The organism is Plesiocystis pacifica SIR-1 (assembly GCF_000170895.1).
Taxonomy (GTDB): Bacteria; Myxococcota_A; Polyangia; order Nannocystales; family Nannocystaceae; genus Plesiocystis; species Plesiocystis pacifica.
This window is the reverse complement of the sequence record NZ_ABCS01000034.1, coordinates 70718-86339: the sequence shown is the minus strand read 5'-3', so window position 1 is coordinate 86339 and position 15622 is coordinate 70718. Positions and strand designations below refer to the sequence as shown.

The 15622-nt window shown below is 70.7% G+C and carries 9 protein-coding genes; 4 read left to right on the top strand and 5 right to left on the bottom strand.

Translation table 11 applies throughout. The annotated features are described in order from the left end of the window. Nucleotides 1–349 (top strand): hypothetical protein (locus PPSIR1_RS18770; RefSeq protein WP_006972698.1); only part of this gene is annotated, 349 nt, incomplete at its 5' end. Between the two features lie 24 nt (nucleotides 350–373). Here the strand turns inward: PPSIR1_RS18770 and PPSIR1_RS18765 are convergent. From PPSIR1_RS18765 to PPSIR1_RS18755, 3 genes are read right to left on the bottom strand one after another with little or no spacing between them, the layout of a single operon-like run. After that, nucleotides 374–3631, bottom strand: a complete 3258-nt coding sequence (locus PPSIR1_RS18765; protein ID WP_006972697.1) for an efflux RND transporter permease subunit — start codon at nucleotides 3629–3631, stop codon at nucleotides 374–376. Continuing rightward, complete coding sequence (locus PPSIR1_RS18760; RefSeq protein WP_006972696.1) at nucleotides 3624–7439, bottom strand: efflux RND transporter permease subunit; 3816 nt, start codon at nucleotides 7437–7439, stop codon at nucleotides 3624–3626. The genes PPSIR1_RS18765 and PPSIR1_RS18760 overlap by 8 nt, the downstream gene beginning before the upstream one ends. Before the next feature lie 11 nt (nucleotides 7440–7450). Further along, entirely contained in the window at nucleotides 7451–8641 is a 1191-nt protein-coding gene (locus tag PPSIR1_RS18755; RefSeq protein WP_006972695.1) for an efflux RND transporter periplasmic adaptor subunit, read from the bottom strand. A 503-nt stretch (nucleotides 8642–9144) separates the two neighbouring features. On the opposite strand from PPSIR1_RS18755, the gene PPSIR1_RS18750 reads away from it, so the two are divergent. Continuing rightward, a complete protein-coding gene (locus tag PPSIR1_RS18750; protein ID WP_006972694.1) occupies nucleotides 9145–9912 on the top strand; it encodes a sulfite exporter TauE/SafE family protein in 768 nt (255 codons plus the stop codon). On the opposite strand, the gene PPSIR1_RS18745 is transcribed toward PPSIR1_RS18750, so the two are convergent. Together PPSIR1_RS18745 and PPSIR1_RS18740 are read right to left on the bottom strand one after the other, a co-directional pair. Then, nucleotides 9899–11029: an alpha/beta hydrolase gene (locus tag PPSIR1_RS18745; RefSeq protein WP_006972693.1), complete on the bottom strand. Its 1131-nt coding sequence runs from the start codon at nucleotides 11027–11029 to the stop codon at nucleotides 9899–9901. The genes PPSIR1_RS18750 and PPSIR1_RS18745 overlap by 14 nt on opposite strands. Continuing rightward, nucleotides 11011–11589: a hypothetical protein gene (locus PPSIR1_RS18740; protein ID WP_006972692.1), complete on the bottom strand. Its 579-nt coding sequence runs from the start codon at nucleotides 11587–11589 to the stop codon at nucleotides 11011–11013. Before PPSIR1_RS18740 ends, PPSIR1_RS18745 begins: the two co-directional genes overlap by 19 nt. 346 nt (nucleotides 11590–11935) lie before the next feature. On the opposite strand from PPSIR1_RS18740, the gene PPSIR1_RS18735 reads away from it, so the two are divergent. Both PPSIR1_RS18735 and PPSIR1_RS18730 read left to right on the top strand, forming a co-directional pair. After that, nucleotides 11936–13627, top strand: coding sequence for a DUF2330 domain-containing protein (locus PPSIR1_RS18735; protein ID WP_006972691.1), 1692 nt, complete (start codon nucleotides 11936–11938; stop codon nucleotides 13625–13627). A 138-nt stretch (nucleotides 13628–13765) separates the two neighbouring features. Beyond that, nucleotides 13766–15532 (top strand): DUF2330 domain-containing protein, encoded by a 1767-nt coding sequence (locus PPSIR1_RS18730; protein WP_006972690.1) that lies wholly within the window; start codon nucleotides 13766–13768, stop codon nucleotides 15530–15532. The last annotated feature ends 90 nt before the right edge of the window (nucleotides 15533–15622 follow it).

Below are 15622 nucleotides of genomic sequence, written 5' to 3'. Positions count from 1 at the left end.
CCGGGAGCTCCGCGCCCGCCTCCTCGACGCCCTCGAGATCGCCGCCACCGCCCTCGCCAGCCGCGTCGAGGCCCGCCGCGACCACGAGCCCCTCGACGAGTGGCAGACCTTCGTCAACCTCCGCGCCGAGTACGTCGAGGCCGTCTCCCTGGGCGGCGTCGAGCTGCGCCGCCTCGCCTTCCAGGACGTCCACGGCCCGGTCTGTAGCCTCGCGGTGTGGCTGTGGAACGTGCGCGGCGAGAAGGCCATCGCCAACGCCATGTTCCAGTGGCTGCTCGACGAGGCCATCGTGGTCGACGACGCCGAGGCGATCCGGCTGCAGGAAAAGAACGTCAACTGCGGCGTGTAGCCGCAGCGGACCGACCGCGCCTGGCTACTCGGCCGCCGTGGGGTCCCCGGCCTCGGCGTCGAGCCCCGCCCCCTCAGCCGGGCCATCGGCTCCGGCCTGGTCCCGGCGGAACACCCGAGCGAACCACGCCAGCATCCGCTCGCGCAGGTCGTCAAAGGCCGTGTAGCTCACCGGCACGACGATCAGCGTCAGGATCGTCGAGGTCGTCATGCCGCCGACGAGGGTCTTGCCGAAGGGGCCGTAGGGGATGCCCTCGGCCGGCGGATCGGCGAAGGCCAGGGGCAGCATGCCGCCCACGGTGGTCAGCGCGGTCATGAAGATCGGCCGAAAGCGCTGGACCCCCGCCTGGACGATGGCCTCGCTGCGCTCGACGCCCTGGGCCCGGGCGCCGTTGATGAAGTCGACGAGCACGATGGCGTTGTTGACCACGACGCCGATGAGCAGCAGCAGGCCGATGCCCGCGAGCACGTCGAGGTCGCTGTCGGTCAGGTAGAGGAACCACCACACGCCGACGAGGCTCAGGGGGATGGCCGGGAGGACCGAGAGCGGGAGCACGAAGCTCTCGAACAAAAAGCCCATCAGCAAGAAGATGAACACGCAGGCGAGGACCGCCGCCCAGATCAGGTCCCGCTTCGCGGTGTTGAGCGCCCGGGCCTCCTGCTCGCTGTCGAAGGACACCCCTGGCGGGAGGTCGTAGGTGCCGAGGAAGGCCTGGATGTTGGCGATCGCCTCGGCGCGGCGCTTTGGATCGATCTCGACCTGGACCATCGCCGCGACCCGCTTGTTGTTGCGGACGAGCACGGTCTCGCCCTTGCGGACCTCTCGCTGGGTGACGGTGCGCAGCGGCACCGCCGTGCCCGCCGAGGTCGGGACCTTGAACTCGAGCAGGTCGCTGAGCTTCTCGCGGTCCTCTTTCTTGTAGCGGATCCACACCTCGATCTCGCGGCCGTCCCCGGTGAAGCGCGGCAGCGGGTTGCCGCGCAGGGCGTAGGCCACGGTGTTGCCGACCATGCCCGCGGAGACCCCGAGGCGCTCGGCCATGACCGGGTCCAGGGACAGCGCGAGCTCGTCCTGGCGGTCGCTGTTCTTGCTGTTGCTGCTGAGGATCGAGGTCACCCCCTCGACCTTCTCGAGGCTGGCCTCGAGCTCCTCCTTGACCTCCTGCACCGCGCGGTGGGAGTCGCCGTAGATGAACACGGGGAAGGAGCTCTTTTGCCCGCCGTCGGCCTCGGCGAAGCGCGAGTACTTTTGCCACCCGGGCGGGGTCGGGAGCCCGCTGACGATCTCCTCGCCGACCTCGCGGTACGGCCGGTCTCCGTCCTGGGGCGGGCCGAAGAAGATCTGCAGCTCGATCCAGCCCGGCTCGACCTGCACGAACTCGCCGTCGACCCCCCACTCGTCCCGGTGCTCGGCGATGTGCGCCTCGAGCTCGCGGGTGAAGGCGTCCGCCTCCTCCAAGGTCACGTCCTGGGGCATGGAGTAGCCGATGTTGACCTGGCGACCGCCCATGTTGCCCTCGCCCGACTGGCTCACCCCCGTCTCCGGGTCCGCGGGGATGACCAGCGAGCCCATGGCCAACAAGCTGATCAGCACCACGTCGACGCGCCGGCGCAGGCTCAGGCGCAAGAGCCGTCCGTAGAGCTCGGCGAGCCTGCCGAAGGTCATGTCGTAGAGCCTGCCGAGCTTGTCCTTCCACCACTTGTCCGCGCGCATCAGCCGGCCCCGCCAGCTGTGCTCGTCGACGTCCTCGAACAGGTCCCGGTCGAGGAGGAAGGCGGCCGCGAGGGGGATGAGGATCAGCGCGACGAACAAGCTGGCGAGCAGGGACACGCACACCGGCGTGACCATGCGGATCATGAAGAACTGGGTGCTGCCCGAGCTGATCAGCGCGGCCGGGAGGAACACGACCATGGTCGTGGCCGTGGCCAGGGTGATGGGCAGGGCCACCTCGCTGGCGCCGTGCAGGGCGGCCGCGAAGCGCGAGACCCCCCGGGCGCGGTAGCGGGCGATGTTCTCGGCGACGACGACGGAGTTGTCGACCACCAGGCCGATGCAGATCATCAGGCCGATCAGCGAGACCAGGTTGATGGACTGGCCCGCGAAGTACATGAAGGGCAGCGCCATGAACATCGACAGCGGGATCGACAGGGCGATGACCACCGTCAGCCGCAGCCGGCGCAGGAAGAAGAGCAGCACGAACACCGCCAAGATCCCGCCCTGCAGGCCCGAGTCGACGACCTGCTCGAGGCTCGACACGATGGTGTCGCCCTGGATGAAGATCTCGGTGACCTCGAAGGCGCCCAGGGCCGGGTCCTTGACGGCCTCGGCGATCTCCGCCTTGACCCGATCGCAGACGTCGACGGTGTTGGCCTCGGACTCCTTGATGACGAACACCGCCATGGACTCCCGGCCCTTGTAGCGGGCGTAGGACTCGCGCTCGGGGTACTCGTAGAGCACGTCGGCGACGTCGGCGAGGCGCAGGTCGTTGGGCCCGACGACGACCTCCTCGAGCTCCTCGGGGGTCGAGTACTCGGCCAGGGAGCGGAGCAGGTACTTGCCCTCGGCCTCCTCGAGGGTGCCGCTGGCCAGGTTGAAGTGGGACTGGCCGAGGCTCTGGGCGATCTCGAAGATGTTGAGGTTCGCGGCCTCGGCGAGCTCGCGGTCGACCTCGATGCGGATCTCCCGCTCCATGCCGCCCCAGTTGGCGACCAGGCCCACCCCCTCGATGCGCTCGAGCCGGCGGATCAGCCGGCGCTCGACGATGTCCATGGCGCCGTCGTAGCCCTCGGGCCAGGACACGCCGTAAAAGGCGATGGGCAGGCTGTCCGCGTCCTGCTTTTGGATCGCGATCTGCTGGACGTCGTCCGGTAGATCGGCGCGCACCCGCGCCACGCGGTCGCGGACCTCCCGGTAGGCCAGGTCCATGTCCGCGTCCTGCTCGAACAGCATGTTGACCCGCGCCCGGCTCGAGCTCGAGGTCGCGCTGATCTCGTCGAGGGTCGGCGTGGTCGCCAGCTCGGCCTCGAGCGGCCGGGTGATCTTGTCCTCGACGTCCTGGGCCGTGGCGTTGCCGTAGGGCACCTCGACCGACAGGAAAGGCGCCGAGGCCCCCGCCGGGATCAGCTCGAGGGGGATGTTGAGGAAGGCCACCATGCCCAGCACGAGCACGCTGGCGAAGATCATCAGCATGGTGATGGGCCGACGCAGGGCCAGGTGCACGACGGCGTTGTCGTGGACCTGGTGCTCGCGCGGGGCCTCCCCTGACTGCGCCGGATCAGCCATCGCTGGGCTCCTCTGCCTCGGGCGCGGGCGCGGGCGCCTCGTCGTCCGGTGGTGCTTCGCTCTCGGCGTCGGCGTCAGCGTTGGCGTCGGCGGCCTGGGTCTGGGCGAGCTCGACCATCTCGGGCACGAGCAGCCCGCGGTCGAGCTCGGCCAGCTCGCGCTCGAGCTGCTCGGCCGGGCTGCTGCCCCCGCGCTCGCCCGTGAGCCGGTCGACCAGCTGGTAGAGCGTCGGGATGACGATCAGCGTCAGCAGGGTCGAGAAGCTCAGCCCGGCGATGACCGTGATCGCCATCGGCTGGCGGATCTCCGCGCCGTCGCCCATGCCCGCGGCCATGGGGATGAGCCCCAGCACCGTGGTCAGGGTGGTCATCAGGATCGGGCGCAGGCGGATGGTCCCGGCCATCTCGAGGGCCTCGGCGGTCGCGTGGCCCCGGGCCTTGAGCTGGTTGACGTAGTCCACGAGCACGATCGCGTTGTTGACCACGATGCCCGCCAGCATGATCGCGCCCAGGAAGGCGATGACCGAGATCGGCATGTCGAGGGCGAGCAGCACCACGACCACGCCCACGAAGGCCAGGGGGATCGAGACCAGGATGATCAGCGGGTAGATCAGGCTCTCGAACTGCGAGGCCATGATCACGTAGACGAGGAACACCGACAGCGCGAGGGCGAGGTAGAGCGAGCGGCTCGAGGTCTCCCACTCCTCGCTCTGACCGGTGACCGCGGTCTTGACCCCGGCGGGCAGCTCCAGGCCGTCGATGGCCGCGCTGATCTCCGTGGCCGCCGTGCCCAGCCCCACGCCCTCGACGTTGGCGGTGACCAGGCCGACGCGCTGCTGACCAATGCGGCGGATCTCGTTGGGTCCGCGCCCGACCTTGATGTCCGCGACGGCGCTCAGCGGGATCGGCGGGGTGGTCTGCCCGACCTCGCCGGTGATCGCGTTGAGGGCCGCGACCCCAGACGGGTTCACGGCGAGGTTGCGCAGCTCCTCGACGTTGGCCTGGTCCATGCCCTCGACGCGCACGCGGATCGGCACCTTGCGGTCCTGGCGGTTGAACTTGGTCGCCTCCTGGCCCTGGACCTTGTCGCGGACGAGCTCGGCGACCTGGCGAATGTCCAGGCCCAGGCGCGCGAGGGCGTCGCGGTCGTAGATGATCTGGACCTCCGGGTTGCCCGGCTGGATCGAGGCCTTGACGTCGCGCAGGCCCTCGATGCCCTCGAGCCGGGCGCGCACGGCCTCCGTGGCCGCGGCCAGCTCCTCGAGGTCGTGGCCGCGGATCTCGACCTCGACCGGGGTCTTGAACGAGAACAGCACGGGGCGGCTGATGTTGGTCTCGAGGTCCGGGATGTCGCGGATGACCTCGCGGACCACGGCGAGGGCCTCGGCCTCGGCGGCCGCGGGCGAGAGCAGCGCGGCCATGGCCGAAGGCGCCTCGACCTTGGCCTCGCCCTCTTCACCGTCCTCGCCAGCCTCGCCCTGGGCCTGGGCCTGGCTCTGGGCCGCGGCGCGCTGCTGGCCGCCGCCCGCGAGCAGCGAGATGGCGATCTTCGAGGTGTGCTCGCCCCGCTCGCTGGAGTCGTCGCTGTCGCGCTCGCTGCCGACGGAGGTCACCATGGCGCGCAGGTGCGGGACCCGCTCGCGCAGGGCCTCCTCGAGGGGCTCGACCAGGCGATCGGTCTCGTCGATGGGCGTGCCCACGGGGAAGCTGAGCTCGATGGTGAACTCGGCCTGGTGGACCTCCGGGATCAGCTCCGTGTCCAGGCGCGTCGCGCCCCCGGCCATCACCGACAGGGCCAGCGCTGCCACGCCCAGGACCGTGATCGAGTGGCGCAGGGACCAGCGGATCACCGCGGCGTAGATCCGCCCGAGGACGTCGAGGAACTTGTCGAAGGCCCACAGCACGGGCTTGACCACCCAGCCCAGCGCCCAGAACACGCCGGCGAAGACCATCACCACCGCCGTCGCGACCAGGCCGAAGACCGTGGCGATGACCTTGGCGACGAGCTCGAGGGCCAGGTGGAGCACGAAGCGGACCAAGTAGTAGGGCAGGAACAACAGCCGCCACCACGCCCACTCGGCGAACAGCTCGCGGACCTCGATGACCGCGGTCCAGCGCAGCCAGCGACCGCGCAGGCGCTCGCCCAGGCTCGGGCTCTCGCCCCCGGGCAGCTGCCGCGAGGCCAGCATCGGGATCAGGAACAGGGCCACGGCCAGGGAGGCCAGCAGCGAGAACACCACGGTCAGGCCGAGGTCGCCGAACATCTGCCCGGCGACGCCCTCGACGAAGATCATCGGGAAGAACACGGCGATCGAGGTCAGCGTCGAGGCGACCACGGCCGAGCCGACCTCCGAGACCCCGCGCAGGGTCGCGCGGACCAGCGGGTCGCCCTCCTCGCGGCAGCGGTGGATGGACTCGAGCACGACGATCGAGTTGTCGACCAACATGCCGATGCCCAGGGCCATGCCGCCCAGGCTCATGATGTTGAGGCTGACGCCGGCCAGCTTCAGGGGCGCGAAGGTGACCAGGATCGAGACGGGGATCGAGGCCGCGACGATGACCGTGGACCGGCCCTCGCGCAGGAACAGGAACAGGACCAGGATCGCGAACAGGCCGCCGACGATGGCGGTGTTGCGGACCTCGGCGATGCTCGACTGGATGAACAGCGAGCGGTCGGACACGAGCCCGAGGGAGGTGTCGTACTCCTTGGCCAGCTTGGGCGCGACCTGGCCGTCGATGCGCTCGCGCACCTGCTTGGCCATCTCGACGATGTTCGCGTCGGCCTCCTTGTAGACCTCGATCATCACGGCCTCGGAGCCGTCGATGCGGGTGATGACCTCGCGGTCCTTGAAGCCGTGCTCGATGGTCGCGATGTGGCGCAGGAGCACGTCGCGGCCGTTGCGGCTGGCGACGACCAGATCGCGGATGTCGTCGAGGTCGCGGAACTCGTTGACCGTGCGGATCAGGTAGCGGGTCCGGCCCTCGCGCATGCTGCCGCCGGCGAGGTTGATGTTCTCGGCGCTCAGCCGCGAGATGACGTCGTTGCTCGAGATGCCCGTGCGGCGCAGGGCGTCCTCGTCGAGCTCGACGTGGATCTCCTCCTCGAGGCCGCCGCGGACCTTGACCGAGGCGACGCCGTCGACGGGCTCGAGCAAGCGCCGGACCTCGCGGTCGGCGACCCGGCGCAGGGCCTTGAGGCCCGCGACGCCCTCGTAGGCCTCGCCCTCGCCGGACAGGCTGAGCACGAGCACGGGGTCGAGGGTCGGGTCGTAGCGCAGGATCAGCGGCGCCTTGGACTCCTCGGGCAGCGCCGACTTGATCACGTCGAGCTTCTCGAGCACGTCCTGGTTGGCGTCGCCCATGTCCATGTCCCAGGTGAACTCGAGGATCACGTCGGCGTAGCCCGCCCGGGACACGCTGGAGATCCGCGTGACCCCGGTGACCACGCCGAGCACCTCCTCGAGGGGGCGGGCGACGTCGTTCTCGACCTCGGCCGGGGCCGCGCCCTCGTACTCGGTGCGGACCGTCAGCTTGGGGTAGCTGATGTCCGGCATGAGGTTGACGGGCAGCGAGGTCGCCGAGAAGGCGCCGAACACGATGACCGCGAAGAACACCATGAGCACGGCGACCGGGCGGGTGACCGTGAACCGGAAGCGGTCCATGGCCCGGAGCCGGTCCGAGAGCACGGCCAGCTTCTCGGCCGCCTGAGCGGCCTGCGCGTCGGGAGCGTCCGAGGCGTCGGACTGCGGAGCGCCCGCGCCCTCCGAGGCGTCGGGCGAGTCGGAGGTCGGGGTCGAAGTCTCGCGCATCGTCGTGCTCCTCAGCCAGCCTTGGCGGCCACGCCCTCTCGGGGCCCCGCGTCGCCGTCACCGGCGACCTTGTCGCCCTCGGGCTCTTTCTTGACCCCCTTGGCGTCGACCTCTTCGATGAGCCCGCCGTCCTTGAGGCCCGCCTGGCCGGCGACGATGATCGTCGCCCCCGCCTCGATGCCGCTGAGCACCTCGACGAAGTCCTCGTTGGCGAGGCCGGTCTCGACCAGCACCTTCTTGGCCCGGTCGCCCTCGGCGATGAACACGAAGGTCTGCTCCTCTTCGTAGACCAGCGCCGGCTTGGGCAGCACGGGGATGTCGGCGTGGACCTCGGTGGTCAGCGTGACCTCGGCGTACATGCCCGGGAGGAAGCCCTTGCCGCCCTCCGAGAGCGCCGCCGGCAGCCCGATGGTGACCTTCACCGTGCCCGTGGTCGCGTCGACGATGGGCGCGATGCGCTTGACCTGGCCGACGCCCTCGCGGCCCTTGGCCGCCTTGCCGACGATGGCCGCGTCCTGGCCCACGGCGATGCGGTCGAGCTCGCGCTCGGGCACGTAGACCCGGGCGACGAGGGTGTCGAAGTCGGTGATCTCGAACACCTGGTTGCCGCTGCCGACGAAGCCGCCCTCGTCGACGAAGCGCTGGGTGATGATCCCGTCGAAGGGCGCGACGACGGTGGTGTTGGCCAGGTCGCGCCGACGGTCGCGCTTGTCGAGCTTGGCCAGCTCGAGGTTGTTCTCGGCGGTGTCGAGCTCGGACTGGCTGGCGATGCCCTTGGCGTAGAGCTCCGCGACCCGGTCGTACTCGCGCTGGGCGTTGACCAGGCCCTTGTTCGCGCGGTCGACACTCGAGCTCTGGGCGTCCCGGCGGATGCGCGCGAGGGTCTGGCCGCGCTCGACGGCGTCGCCCTCTTCGAGGGCCAAGCTGGTCACGCGCCCCGTGGACTCCGCGTGCACGGTCACCTGCATCTCGGCCTCGATGGTCGAGGCCGCGCGGATCTTGCCCTCGATGGTCCCCTTGGCCACGGTCGCCAGGAGCACGGGCGTCGCGCGCTCCTCGGGCTCCTCCATCGGGCCCTCCTGACCGCCCGGTCCTCCGCGGCTCCCGGGCGGGCCGCCCTCGCACGCGAGCGAGGAGCTGAGGCACAGGGCCAAGAGAGCGCTTCCGAGGGCGAGACGGGTGACGGAGAGGGAGCGGTGCATGGGGTTTGCCTCGAAGGCTGCGTCACCGGCTGGCGGAGCCAATCGGGAGCCCAAACGGAGCCAGATCGGAGCCGAGTTAGCACGAAGCAGCCCCGCTGTCTCGCGGAGGCTACGGCTCGGGCTCCGTGGAACCCATCCCCGCATGGGGTCGACCGCCGACGCTCGCGGCCGCCCCGCTGTGAGCATTCGAAACGTGCGCTGAGGGTCGGGTTTCGCCGGCCCGAGGGCTAGTGCATGCCCTCCCTCACCAGGGGGTGCCTGTGAGGGTCAAAGGACGAGCTCGAGCATTGGAAGCGGAAATCCGAGCACGCCACGCCACGCTCGAGATCGCATGCGTGACAATTATTCCACGGGCAAAAGCGAGATATTGAGCGACGAGCCCAATTGTCGCCCGCACGGGGCGATCCACGCCCGCTTCGCCAGCCCTCCCCTCCCCCGGAGCGGGATCGACCCCGAGACCCGCGCGGGTCTTCCTTGGGGGCGCCGGCTGCTAGGCTCGCGGCGTGCTGGCCGTCAGCCTCGGCCTCCCGCCGCTGACCGTCGCGGGCCTGGTGCTCGGGGCGTTCTTCGCCTTCCTGGTCGCCTCGACCCTGGGCGTCGGCGGTCCGGTCATCCTCATGCCCACGCTGATGCTCGTCCTGAGCCCAGCGGAGGCCGTGGCCATGGTGCTCCCGCCCCTGGTCGCCAACGGCGTCGCCAAGCTGGCGCTGTTTGGCCGCGACGTCGACTGGAAGGCCATCGCCTACCTCGCCAGCGCCGCCTTGCCGCTCGCCTTCGTCGCCGCCTTCTTCACCGGAAACCTCGACCCCCAGGTGATCAAGGCGTTGATCGCCGGCCTGGTGCTGGCCGTGGTCATCCTGCCCCGAGTGCTGCAGCGCGAGTTCGAGTTCGGCCCCCGCGGCCTGATCGCCTGGGGCCTGCTCGGGGGCACGGCCGGCGGCCTCGCCGGCGCCGCGGGCCCGCCCATGGCCATCGCCTTCAAGGGCTACGGCCTCTCGCGGGTCCACTTCATCGCCACCATCGCGGTCATGCAGATCGCCCTCCCGGTGGTCCGCTTCCCCGGCTACTCGAGCACCGGGCTGTTCAACTCGGACTACCTCGTGCTCGCCGTCCTCATGTCGATCGTCGCGGTCATCGCCGTGCCCATCGGGGGTCGCCTCGCCGAGCGCATGGAGGTCGAGACCTTCCGCAAGGGCCTCGACCTGCTGCTGGTCTGCATCGCCGTCACGATGATCGCCAGCTTGGCCTACGCCGCCTTCAGCCCGGGCTGATGGTCCCCGCGGCCACGCTCGCCGGGTCCTTGGCGAAGTCCGCGAGCAGCCGGGCCGTGCCCGCGCTCCAGCTGATCCCGACGTGGCTGGTGTCCTCGACGACCACGAAGGCGGCCGCGCCGGGCATGCGCGCGTGCTCGGCCCGGGAGGCGTCGAGGTCGAACAGCGCGTCTTGCTCGCCGACCACCCACAGCGTCGGCTGGGTGAACGCGGCGTGGAAGCTCTCGGGGTCCGGGGCGGCCATGCCCTGGGCCGTGGTGTAGCTGTTCCACAGCGTGTCGAGGGGGTCGGCGTACTCGGGCGGCTTGTGGAAGGACAGGGTGTAGCGGTGGACCTCGCCGCGGCGCGCCGCCCCGAGCACGGGGAGGTGGACGTGGGCGTAGTCCGTGCCGACGACCCGCCCGCAGTCCCAGCTGCCCAGCTCGTTTTGGGGCTGCTCGGGGTGGTTGAAGGGCGCCAGGAGCATCGCGCCGGACAGCCCCGCCATCCCGCCGGTGGCGACCATCCGGCTGACCACGCCGCCGCCGCTCGAGTGGCCGGCGACGAACAGCGGCGCCTCGGGCCAGGCCGCGCGGACCTCGTCGAGGTGCTGGCGGAGGTCTCGGACGATCTGATCGGGGTCGGCGCTGTCCCCCGGCCGACCCGCCCAGTAGCGGCCGTCGTCGACGAAGCTCCGCGGCCCGCTGGGGTCCCCGCACGCGTCCTCGGCCAGGCACACCGAGCGCCCGTGGCCGCGCAGATCGATGAGCCGGGCGTAGACCCCCTCGTCCGCCAGGGTCTGGCCGATCAACGAGTAGAGCGCGGCGTGGGCCGAGGAGCCGTGGACGAAGACCACCGCCGGGCCCTCGCCGGTCCAGCCCGCGGGGATCCACTCGTAGTGGACCAGCGCCAGGCCGTCCTCGGCGAGGGTCTGGGACGGCGGGGGCGAAGGCGGCAGGCCGCCGCCGTCGAGGAAGGCCTGCTCCCACGCCGTCGGCTCGCCCAGGCCAAACTCCGGCGGCGGCTCGCAGGCGTCCTGGCAGCCCCCGGCGCTCAGGCCCGAGCCCAGACCCACGCCGGCCGCGAACACGGCGACCAGACCCACCCGCGCCCTCCCGTTCACGAGCGCCACCGCCATCGCTGCACGCCCACCGCGAAGCCGCTCTCGATCGCAAACAAGCCCGCGTGCACGACCCCGCGCTCGAAGCCCGCCTCCCACAGCGGCTGCTGGTGCGCCGCGCCCACGGGGACGTGGGCCGAGTAGCCCGCGCTGACGAGCAGGTAGGGCCCGCTGCCCGAGGGCGTCGGCGGCAGCGGGATCACGTAGCCCACCCGCGGCGCGAAGGCGGGGCCGAGGTAGACCAGCGCGCCGCCGTCGACCGGGCCGCCCACGGTGTGGGTCAGCGCCGAAAAGCCCAGGTCCAGCGTCGCCTGAAAGCCAAGCCCCAGCTGGTGGCCCACGCCAAAGCCGAGGTCGAAGAGGGTCGTCGTCGTCGGCACGGGCTGGCCCTCCGCGGAGCGAAAGCCGTAGGTCATGGACGCGCCGAAGATCCACCCCGAGCTGGCGTAGACCCGACCCCGCAGGCCGTAGGCGAGCTGCACCGGCGAGCCCACGGGGACGTAGCCGTAGGCGCTCAAGGTCTCGTCGTGATCGCGGTAGCTCCCGACCCGGGGCTCGAAGGCGAAGGACAAGCTCACGCCGGGTCGGGCCCTGGCTTCGCCGGGCTCGGGAGCGGCCTCTAGAGCGGACTCGGGAGCTGGCGCGCAAAGTGCGGCGGCAAGACTGAGGACCGGAGCGAGCATGCGGGGCGAGAACACTGCCAGCGGGGTCCCGGACCGGCAAGAGAATGAAACAAAACAAACATTTCAAATTTAATCCTAGTTTTGCCAGTTTTTGAGTTAGAGTCTCTCCATGACCTTCCTGGCCCCCCAGCCCGACCATGACAGAGAGCGACAGCGCCCAGCGCCCACGCTCACCCCAAAACTCTTCCGTGTTCTGGCACCCCTAGTTTGCGCGTCTGCGGTTTTCGCGGCCCAGCCTGGCGTGACCCACGCATGCGGCGGGACCTTCTGCGACAACGTCGGCCAGCCCATGCCCGTGGACCAGTCCGGCGAGGACATCCTGTTCGTCCGCGACGGCACGGACATCGAGGTCCACGTGCGCATCCAGTACGAGGGCGAGGCCGAGCGCTTCGCGTGGATCGTGCCCATCCAGGCCATCCCCGAGGTGTCCGTCGGCTCCGACCCGCTGTTCGCCCGGCTGAGCCAGCAGACCGCGCCGCGGTGGACCATCCAGCGCAGCTACGAGTGCGAGGAGGACAGCCCCAACTACGAGGATGACGGCGGCGGCATCAGCTTCATCCCCGAGGAAGACTTCTCGGGCGCGGGCGGGCCCGACGTGGTCCTCGAAGAGACCGTCGGCGCCTTCGAGGTCGTCGTGCTCCAAGGCGGCACGGCCCAGGAGGTCGTCGACTTCCTCGACGCCAACGACTACGCCCAAGACGGCGCCGCCGAGCCGATCCTCCAGGACTACATCGACGAGGGCTTCCTGCTCGCCGCCGTCAAGCTCACCGCCGGCGCCGAGGTCGAGGAGATCCACCCGCTGAGCTTCCGCTTCCAGGCCGACGAGCCCTGCGTGCCCCTGCGGCTCACGGCCATCGCCGCCCAGGAGGACATGGGCGTGCGCGCCTACTTCCTCGACACCGCCCGCTGGGCCCCGACCAACTACCAGCACGTCACCCTCAACCCCCTCGCCTACCCGTGGTGGAGCACCAACATCACCCCGCTCATGCGCTACGTCGAGCTGCTGAGCCTGGCCGCCGACGAGGCCGGGGGCCGGGCCTTCACCACGGACTACGCCGGCCAGACCCCGCCCCCCAACGCCGACATCTACGACGAGGGCTGGGACGAGAGCGTCTACATCGACGCCGATCCGGTCGAGGCCCTCGAGTACATCGTCCAGCAAAACCTCAACACCCACCCGCTGGTCCGCCAGATCCTGCTCGAGTACATCCCGCCGCCCCCGGACCTCGGCCCCAACCAGTTTTGGAGCAACATCTGGGAGTACACCGAGCTCATCGACCTCGACGCCTGGGACGGCCAGGGCTTCGCCGACGCCCTCGCCGAGCGGGTCATCGTCCCCGGCATGCACGCCGCCGATCTGCTCGACACCTGGCCCTACCTGACCCGCCTGAACACCACGATCTCGCCCCACGAGATGACCGTCGACCCGACCTTCCACGTCAACCCGGACCTGCCCATGGTCGCGCCCCAGCAGGTCACGAGCGCGCCGGTGCTGTGCGGCGGCGACCAGCTCTACGAGGTGGCCGTGGACGCGTCCGCGGACCAGGGCGGCAGCCAGACCGTGCGCGTGTGCCAGCCCGACTGGTCCGATCCCCCGGAGTTCGTCGACATGCCGGCGGCGCTGCGCATCGAACAGATCCCCGAGATGGGCCCGCCCCAGGTGATCCAAGACAACAGCGAGGCCATCCTCGCCAGCCACGCGGCCTGGGACTCGAAGGTCTGGTGCGAGTCGAACTCCGAAGGGGGCGAGGACGAGCTCGGCGACGACGAGAGCGCGGGCGGCCAGGCGGACGACGGCGCCATGCCGCAGAACGTGGCCTGCGCGTGCTCGAGCGCGGACGACCCGGGCCGCGTGCCCGTCGGGCTCGCCCTGGGCCTGCTGATCCTCGCCGGCCTGCGCCCGGGGCAGAGGCGCTGGCGTCGGCGCGTGTGAGCCTGCTCCGAGTCGTGGACGTGGGGCAGGGAGGGCGTGGCGTCGTCCACGACGGCTAAAAGAGAGCGACCTGCGAGCAGCTCGGACGCAAGGATCCGCGATTTACGAAGGCCCCGGTGTCCCAGGTATGCTCGCGCCATGGCTTGGCTTCGCTCGACCTCCACCCTCGCCACCTCCGCGCTCGCCGTCTTCGCTGGCCTCGCCGCCCTCGCCCCCAGCCCCGAGGCCGCCGCCTGCGGCGGGACCTTCTGCGACAACGTCGCCGAGCCCATGCCCGTGGACCAACGGGGCGAAGACATCCTGTTCGTCCGCGACGGCACGGACATCGAGGTCCACGTGCGCATCCAGTACGAGGGCGAGGCCGAGCGCTTCGCGTGGGTCGTGCCCCTCCAGGCCCTGCCCGAGGTGCAGGTCGGCTCCGACGCCCTGTTCGCCCGGCTGAGCCAGCACACCGCGCCGCGCTGGAGCACCGAGCTCAGCTACGAGTGCACCGCCGACGACCCCAACGCCGACGGCGGCGGCTCCGAGGGCTTCGGTGACGAGGGCTCGATCAAGCTCGACGTCGGCGAGGGCCCCCCGGAGGTCTTGCTCGAGGAGACCGTCGGCGCCTTCGAGGTCATCGTGCTCCAGGGCGGCACGGCCCAGGAGGTCGTCGAATTCCTCGACGCCAACGACTACGCCCAGGACCCCGACGCCGAGCCGATCCTCCAGGACTACATCGACGAGGGCTTCCTGCTCGCCGCCGTCAAGCTCACCGCCGGGGCCGCGGTCGAGGAGATCCACCCGCTCGCGTTCCGCTTCCAGGCCGAGGAGCCCTGCGTGCCCCTGCGGCTCACGGCCATCGCCGCCCAAGAGGACATGGGCGTGCGCGCCTACTTCCTCGACGCCGCGCGCTGGGCCCCGACCAACTACCAGCACGTCGTCCTCAACCCCCTCGCCTACGGCTGGGGCCCCGGCGGGAGCTCCCTGCTCGAGGTCCTGAGCCTGGCCGTCGACGAGGCCGGGGGGCGGGCCTTCGCCACGGACTACGCCGGCGAGACCCCGAGCGCGACCAACACCATCTACAGCGCGCAGTGGGACGAGGCCGCCTTCCTCGGCGCGGACCCCATCGAGGCCCTCGACCTCATCGTCCAGCAGGGCCTCAACACCCACGCCCTCGTCCGCGCCCTGCTCAGCGAGTTCATCCCGCCCCCCGAGGGCGTCAGCCCGACCCAGTTTTGGAGCAACATCGGCGCCTTCGAGGACCAGATCGACCTCGACGCCTGGGACGACGTGGCCTTCAGCGAGGCCCTCGCCGAGCGCGTCATCGTCCCGGGCATGCACGCCGCCGACCTGCTCGACACCTGGCCCTACCTGACCCGCCTGCACACCACCATCTCGCCCAGCGAGATGACCGAGGACCCCACCTTCCACGTCAACGCCGACCTGCCCGAGGTCGACCCGCTGGTGGTCACCGACTCCCTCGTGATGTGCGGGGGCGACCAAGTCTACGACGTCGCCTTCGAGGCCAGCGAGGACCTCGGCGGCGCCCAGATCGTCCAGGTCTGCCAGCCCGACGGCACCAGCTACCCGAGCTTCGAGGCCATGCCCACGGCGCTGCGCATCGAGCAGATCCCCGAGATGGGCCCGCCCCAGGTCGTCCAGGACAACAGCGCGGCCATCCTCGACGCCCACGCCACCCAGCAGGCCACGCAGACCTGCCTGTCCAACCCGGGCGGGGGCGCAGCGGATGGCGGCGACGGCGGCGATGAGCTCGGCGACGACGAGAGCGGGGGGAGCTACGAACTGCCCTACGACGTCACCTGCGGGTGCTCGAGCGATGGCCAGGACCACAGCCCCCTCGGCGTCGCCATGGGCCTGCTGATCCTCGCCGGCCTCGGAGCTGGGCGCCGCCGCCATCGCTGACTTCCCGCCCCTGACCGCCGTCGCGGCCGAGGAGGACATGGGCGTGCGCGCCTACTTCCTCGACACCGCCCGCTGGGTCCCGAGCAACTA

Bases quoted from the DNA above. Each gene is read 5' to 3' on its own strand.
- PPSIR1_RS18765 (WP_006972697.1), bottom strand. From the start codon at position 3,631: ATGGCTGATCCGGCGCAGTCAGGGGAGGCCCCGCGCGAGCACCAGGTC.
- PPSIR1_RS18760 (WP_006972696.1), bottom strand. From the start codon at position 7,439: ATGCGCGAGACTTCGACCCCGACCTCCGACTCGCCCGACGCCTCGGAG.
- PPSIR1_RS18755 (WP_006972695.1), bottom strand. From the start codon at position 8,641: ATGCACCGCTCCCTCTCCGTCACCCGTCTCGCCCTCGGAAGCGCTCTC.
- PPSIR1_RS18745 (WP_006972693.1), bottom strand. From the start codon at position 11,029: ATGGCGGTGGCGCTCGTGAACGGGAGGGCGCGGGTGGGTCTGGTCGCC.
- PPSIR1_RS18730 (WP_006972690.1), top strand. From the start codon at position 13,766: ATGGCTTGGCTTCGCTCGACCTCCACCCTCGCCACCTCCGCGCTCGCC.